This is a genomic window from Rathayibacter sp. VKM Ac-2835 (assembly GCF_013266705.1).
Classification (GTDB): Bacteria; Actinomycetota; Actinomycetes; order Actinomycetales; family Microbacteriaceae; genus Rathayibacter.
This window is the reverse complement of sequence record NZ_JABSNQ010000002.1, coordinates 966,060-983,263: the sequence shown is the minus strand read 5'-3', so window position 1 is coordinate 983,263 and position 17,204 is coordinate 966,060. Positions and strand designations below refer to the sequence as shown.

Here is a 17,204-nt window from a genome sequence, read left to right as displayed (position 1 = left end):
GATACGCCCGCGCAGCGGGTTGCTCGATCAGCATGAGCGCGTCCGCGGAGCGGGCTGCGGGCTCCTCCAGCAGGCGAGGCAGCCGCAGCACAGCATGCTGGTCGAGCAGCCGCCGCAGGCGGCGCATCGCGATCCCGGCTCAGGACTCCGGGACCTCGATGCGGGGGAAGAGCGGCGCGAGGGTGCCGACCGTGGTGCCGACCGGCAGCTGTCCCCACTCCCCCGCCGCGCGGAGCGGCTGGGCCGTGAGGGCGCCGAGCGCGTCCTGCACGCCGAGCGCCTCCCAGAGCGCGGTGGTCGCGCGGGGCACGACCGGCGAGAGCAGCACGGCCAGGGCGCGCAGCCCCTCCGACGCCGTGTAGAGCACGGTGCCGAGGCGCTCGCGCTCGTCCCTCTTGGCGAGCGCCCAGGGCTCCTGCTCGGTGATGTAGCCGTTCAGCTCGTCGACGATCGTCCAGACGGCGGTGATCGCGTCGTGGATGGCGAGGGTCCCGATCGAGCGGTCGGCCGCGGCCGCCGCCTCCGCGACGGTCGCCTGCACGCGCTCCTCCGCCTCGGTCGGCGCCGAGGGCTCGGGCACGACGCCGTCGTAGTAGCGGTGCAGCATCGCGATCACCCGCGAGGCGAGGTTGCCGAAGCCGTTGGCGAGCTCGGCCTGGTACCGCGCCGCGAGGTCCTCCCAGGAGAAGGAGCCGTCCTGCCCGAAGGTGATGGCGCGCATGAAGTAGTAGCGGAACGCGTCCGAGCCGAAGGTGTCGGTGATCTGCTCCGGCGCGATGCCGGTGAGCTTCGACTTCGACATCTTCTCGCCGCCGACGAGCAGCCAGCCGTGGCCGAAGACCTGCTTCGGCACGTCGAGCCCGGCGGCCATCAGCATCGCGGGCCAGATCACCGCGTGGAAGCGGAGGATGTCCTTGCCGACGATGTGGGTCGCCGGCCAGCGGCGCTCGAACTCCGCCTCGTCCTGGCCGTAGCCGACGGCGGTGATGTAGTTGAGCAGCGCGTCGAACCAGACGTAGACGACGTGAGAGTCGTCCCACGGCACCTTCACGCCCCAGTCGAAGCTCGAGCGCGAGATCGAGAGGTCGGCGAGGCCCTGGCGGACGAAGCTGACCACCTCGTTGCGTGCCGACTCGGGCTGCACGAAGTCGGGGCGCTCCTCGTAGAGCGCGAGCAGCCGCTCGGTGTACTCGCTCATCGTGAAGAAGTAGTTCTTCTCCTTGAGCAGCTCGACCGGCTTGGAGTGGATCTTGCAGACGTACTGGCCCTCGTACTCGCCGGTGCCCTCGTCGAGGTCGGAGAGCTGCTTGTACTCCTCGCAGCCCACGCAGTAGTAGCCCTCGTACTCGCCGGTGTAGATCGCGCCCTGGTCGTAGAGCTTCTGCAGGAACTTCTGCACGTTGAGCTCGTGGCGCGGCTCCGTCGTGCGGATGAAGTCGTCGTTGGCGATGTCGATCGTCGACAGCAGCGGCTGCCACGCGTTCTGCACGAGCCGGTCCGCCCACTCCTGCGGGGTCGTGCCGTTCGCGGTGGCGGTGCGGAGGATCTTCTGGCCGTGCTCGTCGGTCCCGGTCAGCAGCCAGGTGTCGTCGCCCGCCTGGCGGTGCCAGCGGGTGAGGACGTCGGCGGCGACCTCGGTGTACGCGTGCCCGATGTGGGGGACGTCGTTCACGTAGAAGATCGGGGTCGTGAGATAGAAGGAGGCGCCGTCGGACATGGCGACCATCCTATGGTTCGGCGCCGGGGCCTCCCGCTGTGTGACGGAGCGGTGCCGGACGCGACCCGGGCCGGCTCAGCCGCGACGCGAGGCGAGGGCCGCCTCGTAGAGCGCGCGCTTGGAGAGTCCGGTGATCTCCGCGACCTCGGCCGAGGCCTCCTTCAGCCGCGCGCCGGCCGCGACCCGCTCGAGGACGTCGGCGAGTCCGTCCTCCAGGGAGGCCTCCCGCTCGGGCGCGCCCTCGACCACCAGGCAGATCTCGCCGCGGAGGCCGTCGGCGGCCCACTCGGCGAGCTCGGCGGCGGTGCCCCGGCGCACCTCCTCGAACATCTTGGTCAGCTCGCGGCAGACCACGACCCGGCGCTCGGGGCCCATCGCCTCGACCAGATCGGCGAGGGAGTCGCCGATGCGGTGCGGCGACTCGAAGAAGACCATCGTCCGGCGCTCGTCGACGAGGGAGCGGAACAGCGTGACCCGCTCGCCGTGCTTGCGCGGCAGGAAGCCCTCGAAGCTGAAGCGGTCGGTCGGCAGGCCCGAGACGGCGAGCGCCATCAGCACGGCGGAGGGGCCGGGGAGGGCGGTCACCCGGACGCCGGCGGCGACGGCCGTCTCGACGAGGTGGTAGCCCGGGTCCGACACCGTGGGCATGCCGGCGTCGCTGAGGACGAGGAGGTCCTCCTCGCGGGCGAGCTCGACCAGCTCGGCGGAGCGCTCGCGCTCGTTGTGGTCGTGCAGCGCGTAGAGCTGCGGCCGGTTCTCGATCCCGAGGGCCCGGAGCAGCTGGATGGTGACCCGGGTGTCCTCCGCCGCGATGTGCCGGGCGCTCTCGAGCGCCTCGACGAGCCTCCGCGTCGCGTCGCCGAGATTGCCGATGGGCGTGCCGGCCAGGATGATCATCCGTCCATCCTCCCAGTCGCCGCCCATCCGCACCGGAACGCGGCCCTGCGGCGGAAGCGCGCGCCGTTAGCATGGCCGGGTGACGGACCGACCGCAGCGCGACTTCGACGACCTGCTCCTCGACTCCGCGGGGGCCTCGCGGTCCGTGCCGGTCGGGCCCGCGGACGGGAGCACGGACGGGAGCGCCGCGCCGGCGCACGTGCGCGGGAGCGCTCCGGACGTGCCCCGCGGCTCCTGGTTCGACGACGTGCACGACCGCCTCGTCGCGACCACCGTGCGCCGCCGGCTCTGGGAGCTGGGGCTGCCGATCCTCGTCGTCCTGGTCGCCGCCGTACTCCGGCTCTGGAACCTCGGCCACCCGCGCTCGCTCGTCTTCGACGAGACCTTCTACGTCAAGGACGCCTGGACCCTCTGGAACCTCGGCTTCGAGGGCGCCTGGCCCGAGAACCCCGATGCCGGCTTCGCCACCGGGGCCGTCGACGTCTTCACCGGGGCGCCGTCCTTCGTGGTGCACCCGCCGCTGGGCAAGTGGATCATCGGGCTCGGGATGGGGCTGCTCGGCGCGGACGACAGCGTCGGCTGGCGCCTCGCCACCGCGATCGTCGGGATCCTCGCGGTCGCCCTCGTGATCGTCATCGGGAAGCTGCTCTTCCGCTCCACCTTCCTCGCCTCGCTCGCCGGTCTTCTGCTCGCGATCGACGGGCACGCGATCGTGATGTCGCGGGTGTCGCTGCTCGACGGCGTCCTGATGTTCGTGGCCCTCTGCGGTGTCGCCGCGATCCTCCTCGACCGGCGCTGGGCCGAGGAGCGGATGGCCGCGAAGGTCGCCGCGGGCGACCTGCCGAGCTGGGGACCGGTGCTGTGGTGGCGGCCCTGGCTGCTCACCGCCGGCCTGATCTTCGGTCTCGCGGCCGGCGTGAAGTGGACCGGGATCTACTTCCTCGCCGCGTACGGCGTCTACGCCGTGGTCGTCGACGCCCTGCTGCGCCGGCGCGCGGGCGTCCCCTTCTGGGCGAGCGGGGCGATCCTCAAGCAGGGGCCCGTCACCTTCCTCCTGGTCGTGCCGATCGCGCTGATCGCCTACGTCGGCACCTGGCTCGGCTGGCTGCGCACCTCCGGCGGCTGGGCGCGGCAGTGGGCGACGGAGGCGCCGGGCAACGCCTGGACCGGCGCGCTCGCCTGGGTGCCGGACTGGGCGCAGAGCCTGTGGCACTACCACGTGCAGATGTACGACTACTCGATCAACCTGCGCGCCACGCACCCCTACGAGGCGAATCCGCTGACCTGGCTGCTGATGCTGCGGCCGACGAGCATGTACTTCGTCGACCAGGCCACCGGAGTCGACGGCTGCGCGGCGGTGCGCTGCGACGAGGCGATCACCTCGGTCGCGAATCCGCTGATCTGGTACGCCGGCGTGCTCGCGCTGGTCTATCTGCTCTACCGGCTCGCGCGCTACCGGGAGTGGCGCGCCGGCTTCGTGCTGATGGGGATCGTCGCGGGCTACCTGCCCTGGATGCTCTACCTCGACCGCACCGTCTTCCAGTTCTACTGCGTGGTCTTCGAGCCCTACATGATGCTGGCGCTCGCCCTGACGGCGGGGGTGGTCATCGGCAACCGCGGTGACGAGCGCGGCCGGCGCACGCGGGGCATCGTGATCGTGCTGATCTTCGTGGTGCTCGCCGCCGCGCTGACGGCCTACTTCTACCCGCTCTGGACGGGGCAGCAGACGTCCTTCTCGTTCTGGCAGGCGCACATGTGGCTGCCCTCGTGGGTCTGATCGCCCGGATCGGTCCCGGGCTCGCGGTCTGCGCGGCCGCGGCGGTGCTGGCGTTCGCGGTGCACCTGGCCGTGCCCGCCGTGCCGATGCTGACGGCGGCGGTGGCGCTCGGGATCCTGGTCGCGCAGCTGCCGGCCTCCCGCCCGCTGCTCAGCGGCCGGCTGGCACCGGGGCTCAAGTTCTCCTCGCGCACGCTGATGCGCACGGGCATCGTGCTGCTCGGGCTCAAGCTCTCGCTCGTCGACATCGCCGCGCTCGGCTGGGGCGCGATCCTGATCGTCGTCGCGATCGTGCTCGCGACCTTCGGTCTGACCTACGGCCTCGGGCGGGCGCTGCGGCTGCCGGGGCGCGAGCCGCTGCTGCTGGCCGCGGGCTTCTCGATCTGCGGGGCCTCGGCGATCGGCGCGATGGCCGGAGCGACCCGGGCGAAGGAGCAGGAGCAGGCGGTGCCGGTCGCGCTGGTCACCCTCTGCGGGACGCTCGCGATCGCGGTGCTGCCGGCGCTGCGGTATCCGCTCGGGCTCTCCGACGTCGAGTTCGGGCACTGGGTGGGCGCGTCGGTGCACGACGTCGGCCAGGTGGTGGCGACCGCGCAGGTCGCGGGGGCGTCGGCGCTCGCGATCGCGGTGGTCGTGAAGCTGACCCGCGTGGTGATGCTCGCGCCGATGGTCGCGGTGGCCGCCGCGGTGACCCGGCGCGCCGGCGCCGAGGGCGGTCCGCGGCCGGCGATCGTGCCGCTGTTCGTGGTCGGGTTCCTCGCGGCGGTGCTGGTGCGGACGCTCCTGCCGCTGCCGGAGGGCGTGCTGGTCGCGGCGGACACGGCGCAGACCTGGCTGCTGGCCGCCGCGCTGTTCGCGCTCGGCAGCGGCGTGCGGCTGCGCGCGCTGCTGACGACCGGCTGGCGGGCGCTTGTCGTCGCGCTCGCGTCGTGGTTCGCGATCGCGGCGATGGCGCTGGCGGCGGTGCACGCGACGCTGTGACGCTCGGCCCGGACGAGCACTCCGAGCCTGGGACTGTTACGGGATGCGACGCCTCCGCGCCGCGGTGTCGGCGGCGCCCGCTAGCGTCGATCGCATGGCAGATCGCGAGTACGGCTTCAAGACGCGGGCAATCCACGCCGGCAACATCCCCGACCCGGTGACGGGCGCGCGAGCGCTGCCCATCTATCAGACGAGCGCGTTCGTCTTCGACGACACCTCCGATGCGGCGGCGCGCTTCGCGCTGCAGAAGTACGGGAACATCTACTCCCGGCTCTCCAACCCCACCGTCGCCTCGTTCGAGGAGCGGGTCGCGAGCCTCGAGGGCGGCCTCGGCGCCGTCGCGACCGCCTCCGGCCTGTCGGCGCAGTTCATCACCTTCGCGGCGCTGGTCGGCGCGGGCGACCACGTCGTCTCCTCCGCCAACCTCTACGGCGGCTCGATCACCCAGCTCGACGTGACGCTGCGGCGCTTCGGCGTCGAGACGACATTCGTGCAGTCGAGCGATCCGGCGGATTACGCCGCGGCGATCACCGACAAGACCAAGGTGCTCTACGCCGAGACGATCGCGAACCCCTCCGGCGAGATCGCCGACATCGAGGGCCTCGCCGCCGTCGCGCACGCCGCCGGCATCCCGCTGATCATCGACTCCACCGTCGCCACGCCGTACCTGGTCCGCCCGATCGAGTGGGGCGCCGACATCGTCATCCACTCGGCCACCAAGTTCCTCGGCGGGCACGGCACCACCCTCGGCGGCGTCGTCGTCGAGTCGGGCCGCTTCCACTACTCGGCGGAGAAGTTCCCGCTGCTGCACGACGCGGTCGCCTCCTACGGCGGTCTCTCCTGGGACGGCAACTTCGGCGAGTACGGCTTCCTCACCCGCCTGCGCGCCGAGCAGCTGCGCGACATCGGCCCGGTCCTCGCCCCGCACTCCGCGTTCCTGCTCGCGCAGGGCGTCGAGACGCTGCCCTACCGGATCCAGGCGCACGTCGACAACGCCCGCCGCGTCGCGGAGTGGCTCGACGCCGACCCGCGCATCGAGGCGGTCTACTGGGCGGGCCTGCCCGCGCACCCGCACCACGAGCGTGCGCAGAAGTACCTGCCGAAGGGCCCCGGCTCGGTGTTCAGCTTCGTGGTCAAGGGCGGCCGCGCCGTCGGCCAGACCTTCATCGAGTCGGTCGACCTCGCCAGCCACCTCGCGAACATCGGCGACGCGAAGACCCTGGTGATCCACCCCGCCTCGACGACGCACGCGCAGCTCACCGAGCAGCAGCTGCTGCACGCCGGGGTGCTGCCGGGCCTCGTCCGGCTCTCGGTCGGCATCGAGGACGCGGACGACATCATCTACGACCTCGACCAGGCGCTCACCCGCGCGGTCGAGGAGCACGGCACGCCGGACGCACCGACCGAGCTGCCGGACGACGTCTCGGTGACCATCGACTCCCCGACCGTGGAGGTCTGACCATGAGCGACACCGCCCTCGCGCCCGCTGCCGCCGAGGCCGACGACACCGTCGTCGCGCACCTGTCCAACGGGCTGAGCTGCTCCGTGCCGACGAACTCGCCCCTGGCGAAGCTGCTGAAGTCGCAGCGCACCTGGGTCGGACCGGACGCGAAGAAGCGGCTCGAGATCCTCCGCCGCGCGAAGACCGTCGCGATCGTCGGCGCCTCGCCGAACGCGGCGCGCTCGTCCTACTTCGTCTCGACCTACCTCCAGCAGTCGAGCGACTACGAGCTGTTCTTCGTGAACCCCAACGCGAAGGAGATCCTCGGGCAGCCCGTCTACAAGAGCCTCGCCGATCTGCCCGTCGTGCCGGACATCGTCGACGTGTTCCGCAAGGCGAGCGACATCCCCTCGGTCATCGACGACGTCGTCGCCATCGGCGCGCCGACCGTCTGGGTGCAGCTCGGCATCTGGAACCAGGAGGCCGCGGAGTACGGCGAGTCGAAGGGCCTCACCGTCGTGATGGACCGCTGCATCAAGGTCGAGCACGCGCGCTTCCACGGCGGCCTGCACCTCCTCGGCTTCGACACCGGCCAGATCACCTCCCGCAAAACCCTCCGCTGACGCCCCTCCTCCTCCCGCGAGATGCCACTTGTGCACGCTTTCCTCGGCGTGTCGCGTGCACAAGTGGCATCTCGCGGAGGGGGGGGCAGGGGTGCGGGGTCAGTCGCCCTTCACGTTGACGAGCTGGCGGAGGGTGTGCCGGATCTCCACGAGATCGGCCGCGTCGGCCATCACCCGGTCGATCGGCTTGTAGGCCGCCGGGATCTCGTCGAGGAAGGCGTCGGTGTCGCGGTACTCGATGCCGGTCATCGCCTCGCGCAGCTGCTCGTGCGTGAAGGCCTTCCGCGCCGCCGACCGCGAGTACTCGCGCCCCGCACCGTGCGGTGACGAGTTCAGCGACATCGCGTCGCCGCGCCCGACCACCACGTACGAGGCCGTCCCCATCGAGCCGGGAATGAGGCCCGGCCGTCCGGCGTCGGCCTGGATCGCACCCTTCCGGCTCACCCAGACGTCGCGGCCGAAGTGGCGCTCCTTCTCGGTGAAGTTGTGGTGGCAGTTGATCCGCTCCCGCTCCTGGACGCCGCCGCCGATCCACTCGGAGAGCTGCCTGATCACCCGGTCCATCATCTCCTCGCGGTTGAGCAGGGCGAACCGCTGCGCCCAGCGCAGCTCGGCGACGTAGCGGTCGAACTGCTCCGTCCCCTCGACCAGGTAGGCGAGATCCGGGTCCGGCAGGGCGATCCAGTGCTGCTCGCAGTACTCGCGGGCGATCCGGATGTGCTCGGTAGCGATCCGGTTGCCCACGCCCCGGGAGCCGGAGTGCAGGAACAGCCAGACCGCGTCGGTCTCGTCGACGCTCACCTCGATGAAGTGGTTGCCGCTGCCGAGCGAGCCGACCTGCAGCCGCCAGTGCTTCGCGGAGCGCGCCGGGTCGAAGCCCGCCGCGGCGGCGAGCGCCTCCAGCTCGGCGACCCGCGGCTCGGCGGTCGCGACGATCGTGCGGTTCGCCGCTCCCGCCGACAGCGGGACCGCGCGCTCGATCTGCCGCCGCAGCTCGCCCAGGTCGCGGCCGGCGAGGTCGCTCCGGGAGAACTGCGTGCGCACGGCGATCATGCCGCAGCCGATGTCGACGCCCACGGCCGCCGGGATGAGCGCGCCGAGGGTCGGAATGACCGAGCCGACCGTCGCGCCGCGCCCGAGGTGGGCGTCGGGCATCAGCGCCAGGTGCGGATGGATGAACAGCATCTCCGAGGCGGTGAGTGCCTGCTGCCGCGCGTTGTCGTCCAGGATGCTCGCCCAGGAGACGAGCCGCTCCGTGATTCTCTGCATGGTCCTTCCTCTCGTGAAGGCCCGGCGACGCCGGGATCGGGGTGGGACGCGCTCGGGGCGGCAGGATGCCGCGAGCCGACCGCGAGGCCCCTCCCCTGCAGAGGAGTGCCGACGCGCGAGGGCCCCGAGACGATGTCGTCCGGGGCCCTGGGCGATGGCCTAGGGGTGCCGGACGACGCCGGGCTGGAGGTTCGCGGGACCGCGCTTCGAGCGTTCGAGCTCGACCGCGCCGGCGAGGGCGCGGGGGCGGTCGGCGACGAGCAGCTCGACGCGGGTCGATCGGTACGCGGTCACGGGCTGCTCCTTCCGGGCGTCGGTGTGCGCACTCCGGTGGCGCGCCCGCCGAAGCTAGCAGCGCCCGGTGCGGCCGTGCAACCCGGGCGTGTCGCGCGGCACGGCCCGTCGCGAGGTCCAGGCGCAGGATCCTCCTGGCCCACGCCTGAGCGCCTCCCCCGTGAGTCGGAGTCTCCTCCGCATCGCGTGCGCGGTCTCTGGGCGATCCCTCCGTGTCCCCGGATCCGTGACAACGACAGGAGTAGGCAGGACGGGCAAGGGAGAAGCGAACTCCGCCGATCGTGACAACGAATCAGGCCGCCCGGCGGCCACGAAGAGGTGTACGAAACGATGAGAACCACCCGTCCCACCCCAGTCACCCAGCGCCCCAGGCGCCTCCTGATCGCGGGGGTCGCCTGCGGCGCCCTCGCCTTCGGGTCGGTCGCCACGGCACCCGCGGTCTTCGCGGCCGAGGCGCCCGTCAGTGCCGCAGCCGCCTCGGCCGCCGCCTGGCCCGTCGTCGCCGAGGGCGAGAACAGCGCCAACGCCCGCACCGTGCAGCACCTGCTGAACGCCGCGGGCTCCTCCGTCGACGCCGACGGCGTCTTCGGCCCCGCCACCGCCGCCGCGGTGACCTCCTTCCAGAGCGCGCGCGGTCTCTCCGCCGACGGCATCGTCGGCGCGCAGACCTGGGCCGCCCTGATCACGACGGTGTCCTCCGGGGACTCCGGCGAGGCCGTCAGCGCGCTCCAGGTCCAGCTGAACAAGGTCGGTGCGAGCCTCACGGTCGACGGCGCGTTCGGTGCCGCGACCCTCGCCGCCGTGAAGAGCGTCCAGTCGGCGGCCGGGCTCACGGTCGACGGCGTCGTCGGCCCGCAGACCTGGCAGTCGCTGGTCGGCTCCGGCTCGGGCACCACGCCCGACCCCGGCCAGCCGGGCGAGACGTTCGCGACCCTCAGCGAGGAGCAGCTCGCGAACGTCCGCACGATCATCGCCGAGGGCAAGACGGCCGGCGTCCCCGAGTACGGCTGGGTCGTCGCCATCGCGACGGCGATGCAGGAGTCGCGACTGCGGAACCTCTCCGGCGGCGACCGCGACTCGGTCGGCCTCTTCCAGCAGCGCCCGTCGGCGGGCTGGGGCGACGCGGCCGACCTCGTCGACCCGGTCTACGCCTCGAGGGCGTTCTACGGGGCGGCCAACAGCCCCACCACGAACACCGGACTGACGGACATCGCCGGCTGGGAGTCGATGTCGGTGACCGAGGCGGCGCAGGCCGTCCAGGTCTCCGCCTACCCGGACGCCTACGCGCAGTGGGAGACGCTGGCGCGCGAGGCCGTCGAGAGCGAGGGATGAGGATCATGAGCACGACAGAGATCAGCACGACCGGCACTGCCACGACGACCGGCTCGACCACTGCGGCCCCGGACGTCCGGCGGCCACGGAGCCTCGGTGCCCGCGCCCTCGCGGTCGTCACCGCCCTCCTGCTCGCCCTCGGCGTCAGCGTCGGCACGGCGACCAGCGCCCAGGCGGCCGACTGGCCCGTCCTCTCCTCCGGCGCCACCGGCGAGGACGTGACCACCGCGCAGTACCTGCTGCGCTCCTCGGGTCAGTCGCTCGCCGTCGACGGCGCGTTCGGCGCCGGCACGCAGTCGGCGGTCACCTCCTTCCAGTCCGGCGCGGGCCTCGCGGCCGACGGCGTGATCGGCGCGGCCACCTGGGGTGCGCTGACGGTGACCGTCCAGAGCGGCGCCTCCGGTGACGCGGTCAGCGCGGTGCAGACGCAGCTGAACGCGAACGGCGCGTCCGTCGCGGTCGACGGCGCCTTCGGCGCGGCGACCACCGCCGCGGTGCAGAGCTTCCAGGGCACTGCAGGTCTGACCGCCGACGGCATCGTCGGACCGGCCACCTGGAAGGCGCTGATCGCCGGAACCGGCGGCGGCACCACTCCTCCCCCGTCGGGCGACGCCGCCGCGACCGCGCAGGCGATCCTCGACAACCCGGGGATCGAGCTCTACGAGCTGGGCTCGGACGCCGCCTCGACCTCGCTCGCCAACATCCGCGACACGGCCGCCGGCCAGCCCGCGAAGACGAGCCCCGAGGGCGACGCGGGTGTGACCTCGGTCGCGCTGAACCCGGCCATGCTCGACGCGCTGCTCAAGCTGAACACGCAGTACGGCCACTCGGTGCGGGTCACCTCCATCGCCGGCGAGGACCACTCCACCGGCTCCGCGCACTACTCCGGCGACGCAGTCGACATCGACCTGATCGACGGCGTCCGGGTCTACGAGGGCGCCGACCACCAGGCGATCCAGAGCGCCTGCGCCGAGATGGGCGCGACGCTGACGCTCGGCCCCGGCGACGCGGGCCACTCGGACCACGTGCACTGCGAGTTCTGACACGCGGGACCTCGGTCCCGGTACTCGGAATCAGAGGGGGCGGGCGCTCGATCGGGCGCCCGCCCCCTTCCGCGCGCGAGGCGTAGTCTCGGGAGATGAGTGCATACGTCTCCGCCTTCGACCTGTTCAGCGTGGGGATCGGCCCCTCCAGCTCGCACACGGTCGGACCGATGCGGGCGGCCCTCGCGCTCGCCGAGCGGCTGCGCGACGCGGGGCTGCTCGACCGGGTGAGCCGCGTGGTCTGCACCCTCTACGGCTCGCTCGGCTCGACCGGCATCGGTCACGGCACGCCCGATGCCATCGTCGCCGGGCTTGCCGGGCTGCACCCGGAGACCTGCGATCCGGAGGAGGTCCGCGGGGCCTGGAGTCGCCTCGACCAGGACGGCTCGATCCTGCTCGCGGGTGCCGTGCGCCTCCCGATGACCCGCGACGACATCGCCTTCGAGCCGCGCACCCGACTCCCCGAGCACCCGAACGCCCTGACCTTCAGCGTCTGGCTCGGCGACGCGGCGCTGCCCGAGTGGGAGGAGACCTACTACTCGATCGGCGGCGGCTTCATCCGGCGGGCCGGCGAGCGCGCCGAGCTGGCCTCGCTCGCGCCGCACCCCTACCCCTTCGTCTCCGCGCTCGACCTGCTCGCGACCTGCGACCGCACGCGCTCGAGCATCGACGAGATCGCCGCCGCCAACGAGCGCGCGCTGCACCCCGGCCTCGACGTCGACGCGCGGCTCGACGCGATCTGGGACGCGATGGCCGCCTGCGTCGAGCACGGCCTGGCGACCGAGGGCGTGCTGCCAGGCGGGCTCGGCGTGCAGCGCCGCGCCTCCGTCCTGCGCGGCCGGCTCGAGGCCTTCGAGGACGACCCGCTGGACCGCGCGCGGGCGACCTCGGTGGAATGGCTGCACGCGTTCGCCCTCGCGGTGAACGAGGAGAACGCGGCCGGCGGGCGCGTCGTCACCGCGCCGACGAACGGAGCGGCGGGGATCATCCCGGCCGTCGCTCACCACTACCTCCGCTTCGTCCCCGGGGCGGACCGCGCGGGGATCCGGCGGTTCCTGCTCACCGCGACGGCGATCGGCTCGCTCTGCAAGACCAACGCCTCGATCTCGGGCGCGGAGGCCGGCTGCCAGGGCGAGGTCGGCTCGGCGTGCGCGATGGCGGCCGGCGCGCTCTGCGCGGTGCTCGGCGGGACGCCACGGCAGGTGGAGAACGCGGCCGAGATCGCGATGGAGCACCACCTCGGGCTGACCTGCGACCCGGTCGGCGGCCTGGTGCAGATCCCGTGCATCGAGCGCAACGCGATCGCGGCGTCGACGGCGGTCAGCGCGGCCCGGCTGGCGCTGCACGGCGACGGGACGCACCGGGTCTCGCTGGACACCGTGATCGAGACGATGCGGCAGACGGGCATCGACATGTCCTCGAAGTACAAGGAGACCAGCGAGGGCGGTCTCGCGGTCAACGTCATCGAGTGCTGAGCAGCACCGCCGTGTGACGCCGGATGAAGCGGCGTGACACGCCGATCTGCGGAGCGTCGGGGGTCGGACCTAGCGTTGTCCGAGTGAGCAGCTCCCCGTACCTCGCCCGGCCGATCGTCTCGACCCAGTGGCTGGCCGACCAGCTCGGCCGCGAGCACCTCGTCGTGGTCGACGCGAGCGTCCTGCTCGTGACCGGCTTCGACGGCCGGCCCGGCTATCTCGGCGGCGACGAGCAGTACCTCCTCGAGGGCCACGTGCCCGGCGCGGTGTTCGGCGACCTGCTCGCGCAGCTCTCGGATCCGGAGGCGGCCTTCCCCTTCACCCGGCTCGACCCCGAGCGCTTCGCCGCGGCGACCGCCGCTCTCGGCATCGACGACGACTCGGTGGTCGTCGTCTACGACTCCGCGGTGGGCCAGTGGGCGTCGCGCCTGTGGTGGCTCCTGCGCGCCGCCGGGCACGACGCGGTCGCGGTGCTCGACGGCGGCCTCTCCGCGTGGCGCCGCGAGGAGCGCCCGATCGAGACGGGCCACGTCGAGCCGCGGGCCGCCGGGGGCGTCACCGTGCGCCCGGAGCGCCCGCTCTGGATCGACAAGGCCGGGGTCGAGCGCGTCGTCCGCGGCGAGGAGCCCGGAGCGCTGGTCTGCGCCGTGCCGCCGAGGGAGTTCACCGGGGAGCAGGGGCGCCGTCCGCGCCTCGGCCACCTCCCCGGCTCGGTCAGCGTCCCGGCCGCGCGCCTGGTCGACCGCGAGGACAACACGCTCCTCCCGCCGGAGCGGCTGCGGGCGCTCTTCGGCGAGAGCCTCGAGGCCGAGCGGATCGTCCTCTACTGCGCGGGCGGGATCGCCGCGACGGCCGACGCGCTCGCGCTGGCCGTGCTCGGCGTGGACACCGCGGTCGTCTACGACGGCTCGCTGAACGAGTGGGCCGCCGACCCCGACGCCCCGCTCGTCGTCACGGCCGCATGAGCAGCTCCTCCGGCAGCTCGGTCGTCGGCAGCGCGCAGACGAACGCCTCGCAGGAGTAGGCCGTCGGCAGGCCGTCGCGCGACGTCCGGCCCTCGAACAGCTCGAAGCCCGCGAGGGCCCACTCGGCCGCCGCGCCATTGCTCACCACCGCCAGCACACCCAGCCCGGTCTCCCGTGCGCCGCGCTGCAGCTCCGTGCGCGCGCCGTCGTCGGGAACCACGACGACCAGCTGCGTGACCGGTCGCGCGAGGTGCTCCGCCAGGGCGAGCACGCCGCCGAACCCCATCGGCTGCCCGAGCGCGCCCGGCCCGATGCCCGCGACCACGGCCTCCGCCGCGTCCCGGTAGCGCCGCTCCCCCGTCAGCAGATACAGCCCGTGCGCCGCGTCGGCCGCCGCCGAGAGCCCCGAGGGGTAGGCGCCCTCGGACGGATCCGCCGCCAGCAGCAGCCCGCGCGCGGTGAGCGCCGGGTCCCCGCCGCCCGGCAGCGCGAACGGCGGCCAGGACGGGGCCGCATCCAGCGCCCCGTCGATCAGCGTCCGGGCGACGACCGCGTAGCGCGGCGCCCCCTCGGCGAGCGCCAGCTGCAGCAGCCCGCCGGCGAGCATGCCGAGATCCTCCAGCGCCGGGCGCGCGGCGGAGACGGAGTCGCCGAGCGAGGCGCGGACGCTGACGCGCCCGTCGACGAGGTGCCGCTCCAGGAGGAGATCGGCGGCGTCGCGCGCGGCAGCGATCCAGTCCTCCCGGCCCAGGGCCCGCCCGGCTCGCGCGAGCGCTCCGATCGCCAGCCCGTTCCAGCCGGTGACGACCTTCTCGTCGAGCGCGGGCGGGGTCAGATCCGTGCGGTCCTCGGCGAGGTAGTAGCCGCCCTCCGAGCGCTGACCGTCGATGACGCTCTCGGAGTCCTGCGCGCTGGCGAAGCCGCCGCTCGGCCGCCGCAGCGTCGCGAGCAGGAACGACGCGACTCCCTCCGCCACCCCGGCCAGCGCCTCGCGGTCGACGCCGTCGCGCCCGAGCAGCACCGCCGCGACGTCGAGCAGCTGGGCGTTGTCGTAGAGCATCCGCTCGTAGTGCGGATCGCTCCAGTCCTGGCGGGTGGCGTAGCGGAAGAAGCCGCCGTCGCGATCCCTCAGCGGCGAGCCCGCCAGCGTCAGCAGCGTCCGCTCGGCCAGCTCCGCGCCGTCGTCCCGCGACGCCAGGAACCCGAGCACCGGCGCCACCGGGAACTTCGGCGCCCCGCCGAACCCCCCGTGCACCCGGTCCTCCTCCTCGGCGAGCGCCCCGACGGCCGCCGCGAGCGCCGCGTCGTCCGGGAGCGCGTCTCCCGTCGGCACCACCGCCGTCGCCTCCCGCAGCGCCGCGCTCAGCGACCCCGCCGTCGCCTGCACCTCGTCGCGCCGCAGCCGCCACGCCTCCGACACCGCGTCGAGCACGTCCGAGAACGCCGGCACCCCGCCGACGGCCCGCGGCGGGAAGTACGTCCCCGCATAGAAGGTCTCCCCGGCGGGAGTCGTGAACACCGTCAGCGGCCAGCCCAGATTCCGCGTGAACGCGCTCGCCGCCGTCAGATACGCGGTGTCGACGTCCGGATGCTCCTCGCGATCCACCTTGACCGCCACGAACCCGTCGTTCAGCCGCGCCGCCAGCACCGGATCCGAGAACGACTCCCGCGCCATCACATGGCACCAGTGGCAGGTCGCGTACCCGATCGACACCAGCACCGGCACGTCCCGGCGCACCGCCTCGGCGAACGCCTCCTCCCCCCACGGGAACCAGTCCACCGGGTTGTCGGCGTGCGAGCGGAGGTACGGACTGACACTGGAGCGGAGTCGTTCGGCCATGCCCTCCACGCTAGACGCGCCGCCCGCCGCCGCCCGGGGCGTTGACAGCCGCCCCCACGCTCGCCGCTCCCCCGGTGGACACCCGCTCCGCGGGGCCCCCATGCTGATCGAGTAGCCCGCATGTCGGGCGTATCGAGATCCACCACCGTCAGAGGACGAGCACGCAGACCCACCCTGCTGACGCCGGCGGGTCTCGATACGCCCCTCCGGGGCTACTCGACCAGCATGACTGCAGCCGCCCCGCTGACGACGTCGAGTCTCATCCCGAAGGGATGGACGCCTCCCCGCGACGAGGCTCCGCCTCCGCCTCACCCCGCACCTAGGCACCGCCTCCGCCCCACCCCGCACCGAGTGACGCGGACCCGCCCGGAATCGTAGGGTGGCCCGAGCAGGAGAGGCGGGCGGATGCGCACGGAGCAGTCATCGAAGGAGGTCCCCCTCACGCAGTGGAACTGGTTCACGCGGGCGAAGACACCGAGCGAGAGCATCGTGATCGGCATGCTGGTGCTCGCGATCCCCGCCTGGAACCTCGTCGGGGTGTTCGTCGACGGCGTCCAGCTCGGCGTTCGGATCGCCGTCCTCGCCGCACTGACCGTCGTCCTGTTCGGCATGATGGGCACGCTGATGGCCGTCCGGCACCCGACCCCGTACGCCGACCTGTCCGCCCGCACCGTCCGCGTCCGCTCACGGACGACCCCGTTCGCCGCCTTCACCTCGGCGCAGCGACGGCCGACCGGTGGCCGCTCGAAGCGCGTCGCGATCGAGCTCCACGCCCCCGGCCAGACGATCCTCCTGGAGTTGCGCGACAGCCTCGGACGCCTGACGACCGGCCGGACCCAGGAGGCCGTGCTCGAGCTCCTGCGCGGCAGCAGCATCGAGCCGCCCACCTCCCGCGACGACCCGACGGGCCGCTTCGCCGCGGTGAACTTCCCGGCACACCTCACCCGCGACCAGGCGATCGCCCTGGCGGAGCACCCCCTGACCGCCCCCGATGTCGGCGCCGGCACGCACTGACCGCGCCGATCCTCCTTCCCTCGACTCCGTCTCATCCCGAAGGAATGGACGCCCCTTCGGCGCCCACCCTCGCCTCCGGCGGGGTGGACGCGGTGCCTCGTCGCGGCTCCTGGCTCGGGTCTGGCGGGCGCGCCGCAGGCGCGCGGGAAGGAGCCGCGACGAGGCACCGCGTCCGCCCCACCCGTCAGCACGTCAGACGCCGAAGGACGCCTCAGCGCTCGAAGAACCACCCCGTCGGCCGCTGCGGCCCCGGCGACCCGCCGCCGCTCGCCCGCCGGCCGAAGACCAGGTACGCGATGCTCCCCGCGAACGGGAGGATCACGATCAGCGCCACCCAGCCGACCTTCGCGACCTTCGACAGCCGCCCGTTCGCCAGCACGCCCCGGATCGCGAGGATCAGCAGGACGATGTTGAGGATCACGAGGAGGGACTGCGTGCTCACACTCGGCTCTCTGCTCGGTCCGCGCTGCGGGAGCGGCGTCCCGCGGGATTCCGCGGGAGGACCTGGGCATCATGTCACGGCGCCGTAGGATGGAG

General features: G+C 73.1%; 15 protein-coding genes. 9 read left to right on the top strand and 6 right to left on the bottom strand.

The features are described from left to right. Positions 1–139: 139 nt before the first annotated feature. Both metG and rsmI read right to left on the bottom strand, forming a co-directional pair. The gene (gene metG / locus HRK28_RS12325; RefSeq protein WP_160090457.1) at positions 140–1,717 is read right to left on the bottom strand and encodes a methionine--tRNA ligase; all 1,578 of its coding nucleotides are present in this window, start codon (positions 1,715–1,717) and stop codon (positions 140–142) included. Positions 1,718–1,792: 75 nt separating this feature from the next. After that, complete coding sequence (gene rsmI, locus HRK28_RS12320) at positions 1,793–2,614, bottom strand: 16S rRNA (cytidine(1402)-2'-O)-methyltransferase (protein WP_160090458.1); 822 nt, start codon at positions 2,612–2,614, stop codon at positions 1,793–1,795. A gap of 79 nt (positions 2,615–2,693) precedes the next feature. Here rsmI and HRK28_RS12315 point away from each other — a divergent pair, with 79 nt between their 5' ends. From HRK28_RS12315 to HRK28_RS12300, 4 genes are all read left to right on the top strand, one after another. Next, a complete protein-coding gene (locus tag HRK28_RS12315) occupies positions 2,694–4,391 on the top strand; it encodes a dolichyl-phosphate-mannose--protein mannosyltransferase (protein WP_367948411.1) in 1,698 nt (565 codons plus the stop codon). Next, on the top strand, positions 4,370–5,371 hold the full coding sequence (locus tag HRK28_RS12310) for a putative sulfate exporter family transporter (RefSeq protein ID WP_173251747.1): 1,002 nt from the start codon (positions 4,370–4,372) through the stop codon (positions 5,369–5,371). The genes HRK28_RS12315 and HRK28_RS12310 overlap by 22 nt, the downstream gene beginning before the upstream one ends. A 94-nt stretch (positions 5,372–5,465) precedes the next feature. Beyond that, entirely contained in the window at positions 5,466–6,830 is a 1,365-nt protein-coding gene (locus HRK28_RS12305) for an O-acetylhomoserine aminocarboxypropyltransferase/cysteine synthase family protein (RefSeq protein ID WP_160090460.1), read from the top strand. Between the two features lie 2 nt (positions 6,831–6,832). Next, positions 6,833–7,435 carry a CoA-binding protein gene (locus HRK28_RS12300; RefSeq protein ID WP_160090461.1) on the top strand — a complete coding sequence of 201 codons (603 nt, stop codon included), beginning with the start codon at positions 6,833–6,835 and terminating at the stop codon, positions 7,433–7,435. A 99-nt stretch (positions 7,436–7,534) separates the two neighbouring features. Here HRK28_RS12300 and HRK28_RS12295 read toward each other — a convergent pair whose 3' ends face one another. Both HRK28_RS12295 and HRK28_RS20605 read right to left on the bottom strand, forming a co-directional pair. Beyond that, positions 7,535–8,704: an RtcB family protein gene (locus HRK28_RS12295; protein ID WP_173251745.1), complete on the bottom strand. Its 1,170-nt coding sequence runs from the start codon at positions 8,702–8,704 to the stop codon at positions 7,535–7,537. A gap of 159 nt (positions 8,705–8,863) precedes the next feature. Further along, on the bottom strand, positions 8,864–8,998 hold the full coding sequence (locus HRK28_RS20605) for a hypothetical protein (RefSeq protein ID WP_279630796.1): 135 nt from the start codon (positions 8,996–8,998) through the stop codon (positions 8,864–8,866). Positions 8,999–9,328: 330 nt separating this feature from the next. On the opposite strand from HRK28_RS20605, the gene HRK28_RS12290 reads away from it, so the two are divergent. The 4 genes from HRK28_RS12290 to HRK28_RS12275 all read left to right on the top strand — a co-directional run bounded on the left by HRK28_RS12290 (position 9,329) and on the right by HRK28_RS12275 (position 13,813). Then, entirely contained in the window at positions 9,329–10,330 is a 1,002-nt protein-coding gene (locus tag HRK28_RS12290; protein WP_173251743.1) for a peptidoglycan-binding protein, read from the top strand. Between the two features lie 5 nt (positions 10,331–10,335). Continuing rightward, positions 10,336–11,373, top strand: a complete 1,038-nt coding sequence (locus tag HRK28_RS12285) for a peptidoglycan-binding protein (RefSeq protein ID WP_173251742.1) — start codon at positions 10,336–10,338, stop codon at positions 11,371–11,373. Between the two features lie 95 nt (positions 11,374–11,468). Next, on the top strand, positions 11,469–12,848 hold the full coding sequence (locus HRK28_RS12280) for an L-serine ammonia-lyase (RefSeq protein ID WP_160090465.1): 1,380 nt from the start codon (positions 11,469–11,471) through the stop codon (positions 12,846–12,848). 83 nt (positions 12,849–12,931) lie between these two features. Continuing rightward, positions 12,932–13,813, top strand: a complete 882-nt coding sequence (locus tag HRK28_RS12275; protein WP_173251740.1) for a rhodanese-like domain-containing protein — start codon at positions 12,932–12,934, stop codon at positions 13,811–13,813. Here HRK28_RS12275 and HRK28_RS12270 read toward each other — a convergent pair. Next, positions 13,800–15,653: a thioredoxin domain-containing protein gene (locus tag HRK28_RS12270; protein ID WP_173251739.1), complete on the bottom strand. Its 1,854-nt coding sequence runs from the start codon at positions 15,651–15,653 to the stop codon at positions 13,800–13,802. The genes HRK28_RS12275 and HRK28_RS12270 overlap by 14 nt on opposite strands. Before the next feature lie 405 nt (positions 15,654–16,058). Between HRK28_RS12270 and HRK28_RS12265 the strand changes: the two genes are divergently transcribed. After that, complete coding sequence (locus HRK28_RS12265) at positions 16,059–16,667, top strand: hypothetical protein (RefSeq protein WP_173251737.1); 609 nt, start codon at positions 16,059–16,061, stop codon at positions 16,665–16,667. A 211-nt stretch (positions 16,668–16,878) separates the two neighbouring features. Here HRK28_RS12265 and HRK28_RS20205 read toward each other — a convergent pair whose 3' ends face one another. Then, the gene (locus HRK28_RS20205; protein WP_160090468.1) at positions 16,879–17,109 is read right to left on the bottom strand and encodes a PLD nuclease N-terminal domain-containing protein; all 231 of its coding nucleotides are present in this window, start codon (positions 17,107–17,109) and stop codon (positions 16,879–16,881) included. Positions 17,110–17,204: the final 95 nt, after the last annotated feature.

Bases quoted from the DNA above. Each gene is read 5' to 3' on its own strand.
- HRK28_RS12300 (WP_160090461.1), top strand. From the start codon at position 6,833: ATGAGCGACACCGCCCTCGCGCCCGCTGCCGCCGAGGCCGACGACACC.
- HRK28_RS12280 (WP_160090465.1), top strand. From the start codon at position 11,469: ATGAGTGCATACGTCTCCGCCTTCGACCTGTTCAGCGTGGGGATCGGC.
- HRK28_RS12265 (WP_173251737.1), top strand. From the start codon at position 16,059: ATGCGCACGGAGCAGTCATCGAAGGAGGTCCCCCTCACGCAGTGGAAC.
- HRK28_RS12290 (WP_173251743.1), top strand. From the start codon at position 9,329: ATGAGAACCACCCGTCCCACCCCAGTCACCCAGCGCCCCAGGCGCCTC.
- HRK28_RS12285 (WP_173251742.1), top strand. From the start codon at position 10,336: ATGAGCACGACAGAGATCAGCACGACCGGCACTGCCACGACGACCGGC.
- HRK28_RS12270 (WP_173251739.1), bottom strand. From the start codon at position 15,653: ATGGCCGAACGACTCCGCTCCAGTGTCAGTCCGTACCTCCGCTCGCAC.
- metG (WP_160090457.1), bottom strand. From the start codon at position 1,717: ATGTCCGACGGCGCCTCCTTCTATCTCACGACCCCGATCTTCTACGTG.
- HRK28_RS12295 (WP_173251745.1), bottom strand. From the start codon at position 8,704: ATGCAGAGAATCACGGAGCGGCTCGTCTCCTGGGCGAGCATCCTGGAC.
- HRK28_RS12305 (WP_160090460.1), top strand. From the start codon at position 5,466: ATGGCAGATCGCGAGTACGGCTTCAAGACGCGGGCAATCCACGCCGGC.
- rsmI (WP_160090458.1), bottom strand. From the start codon at position 2,614: ATGATCATCCTGGCCGGCACGCCCATCGGCAATCTCGGCGACGCGACG.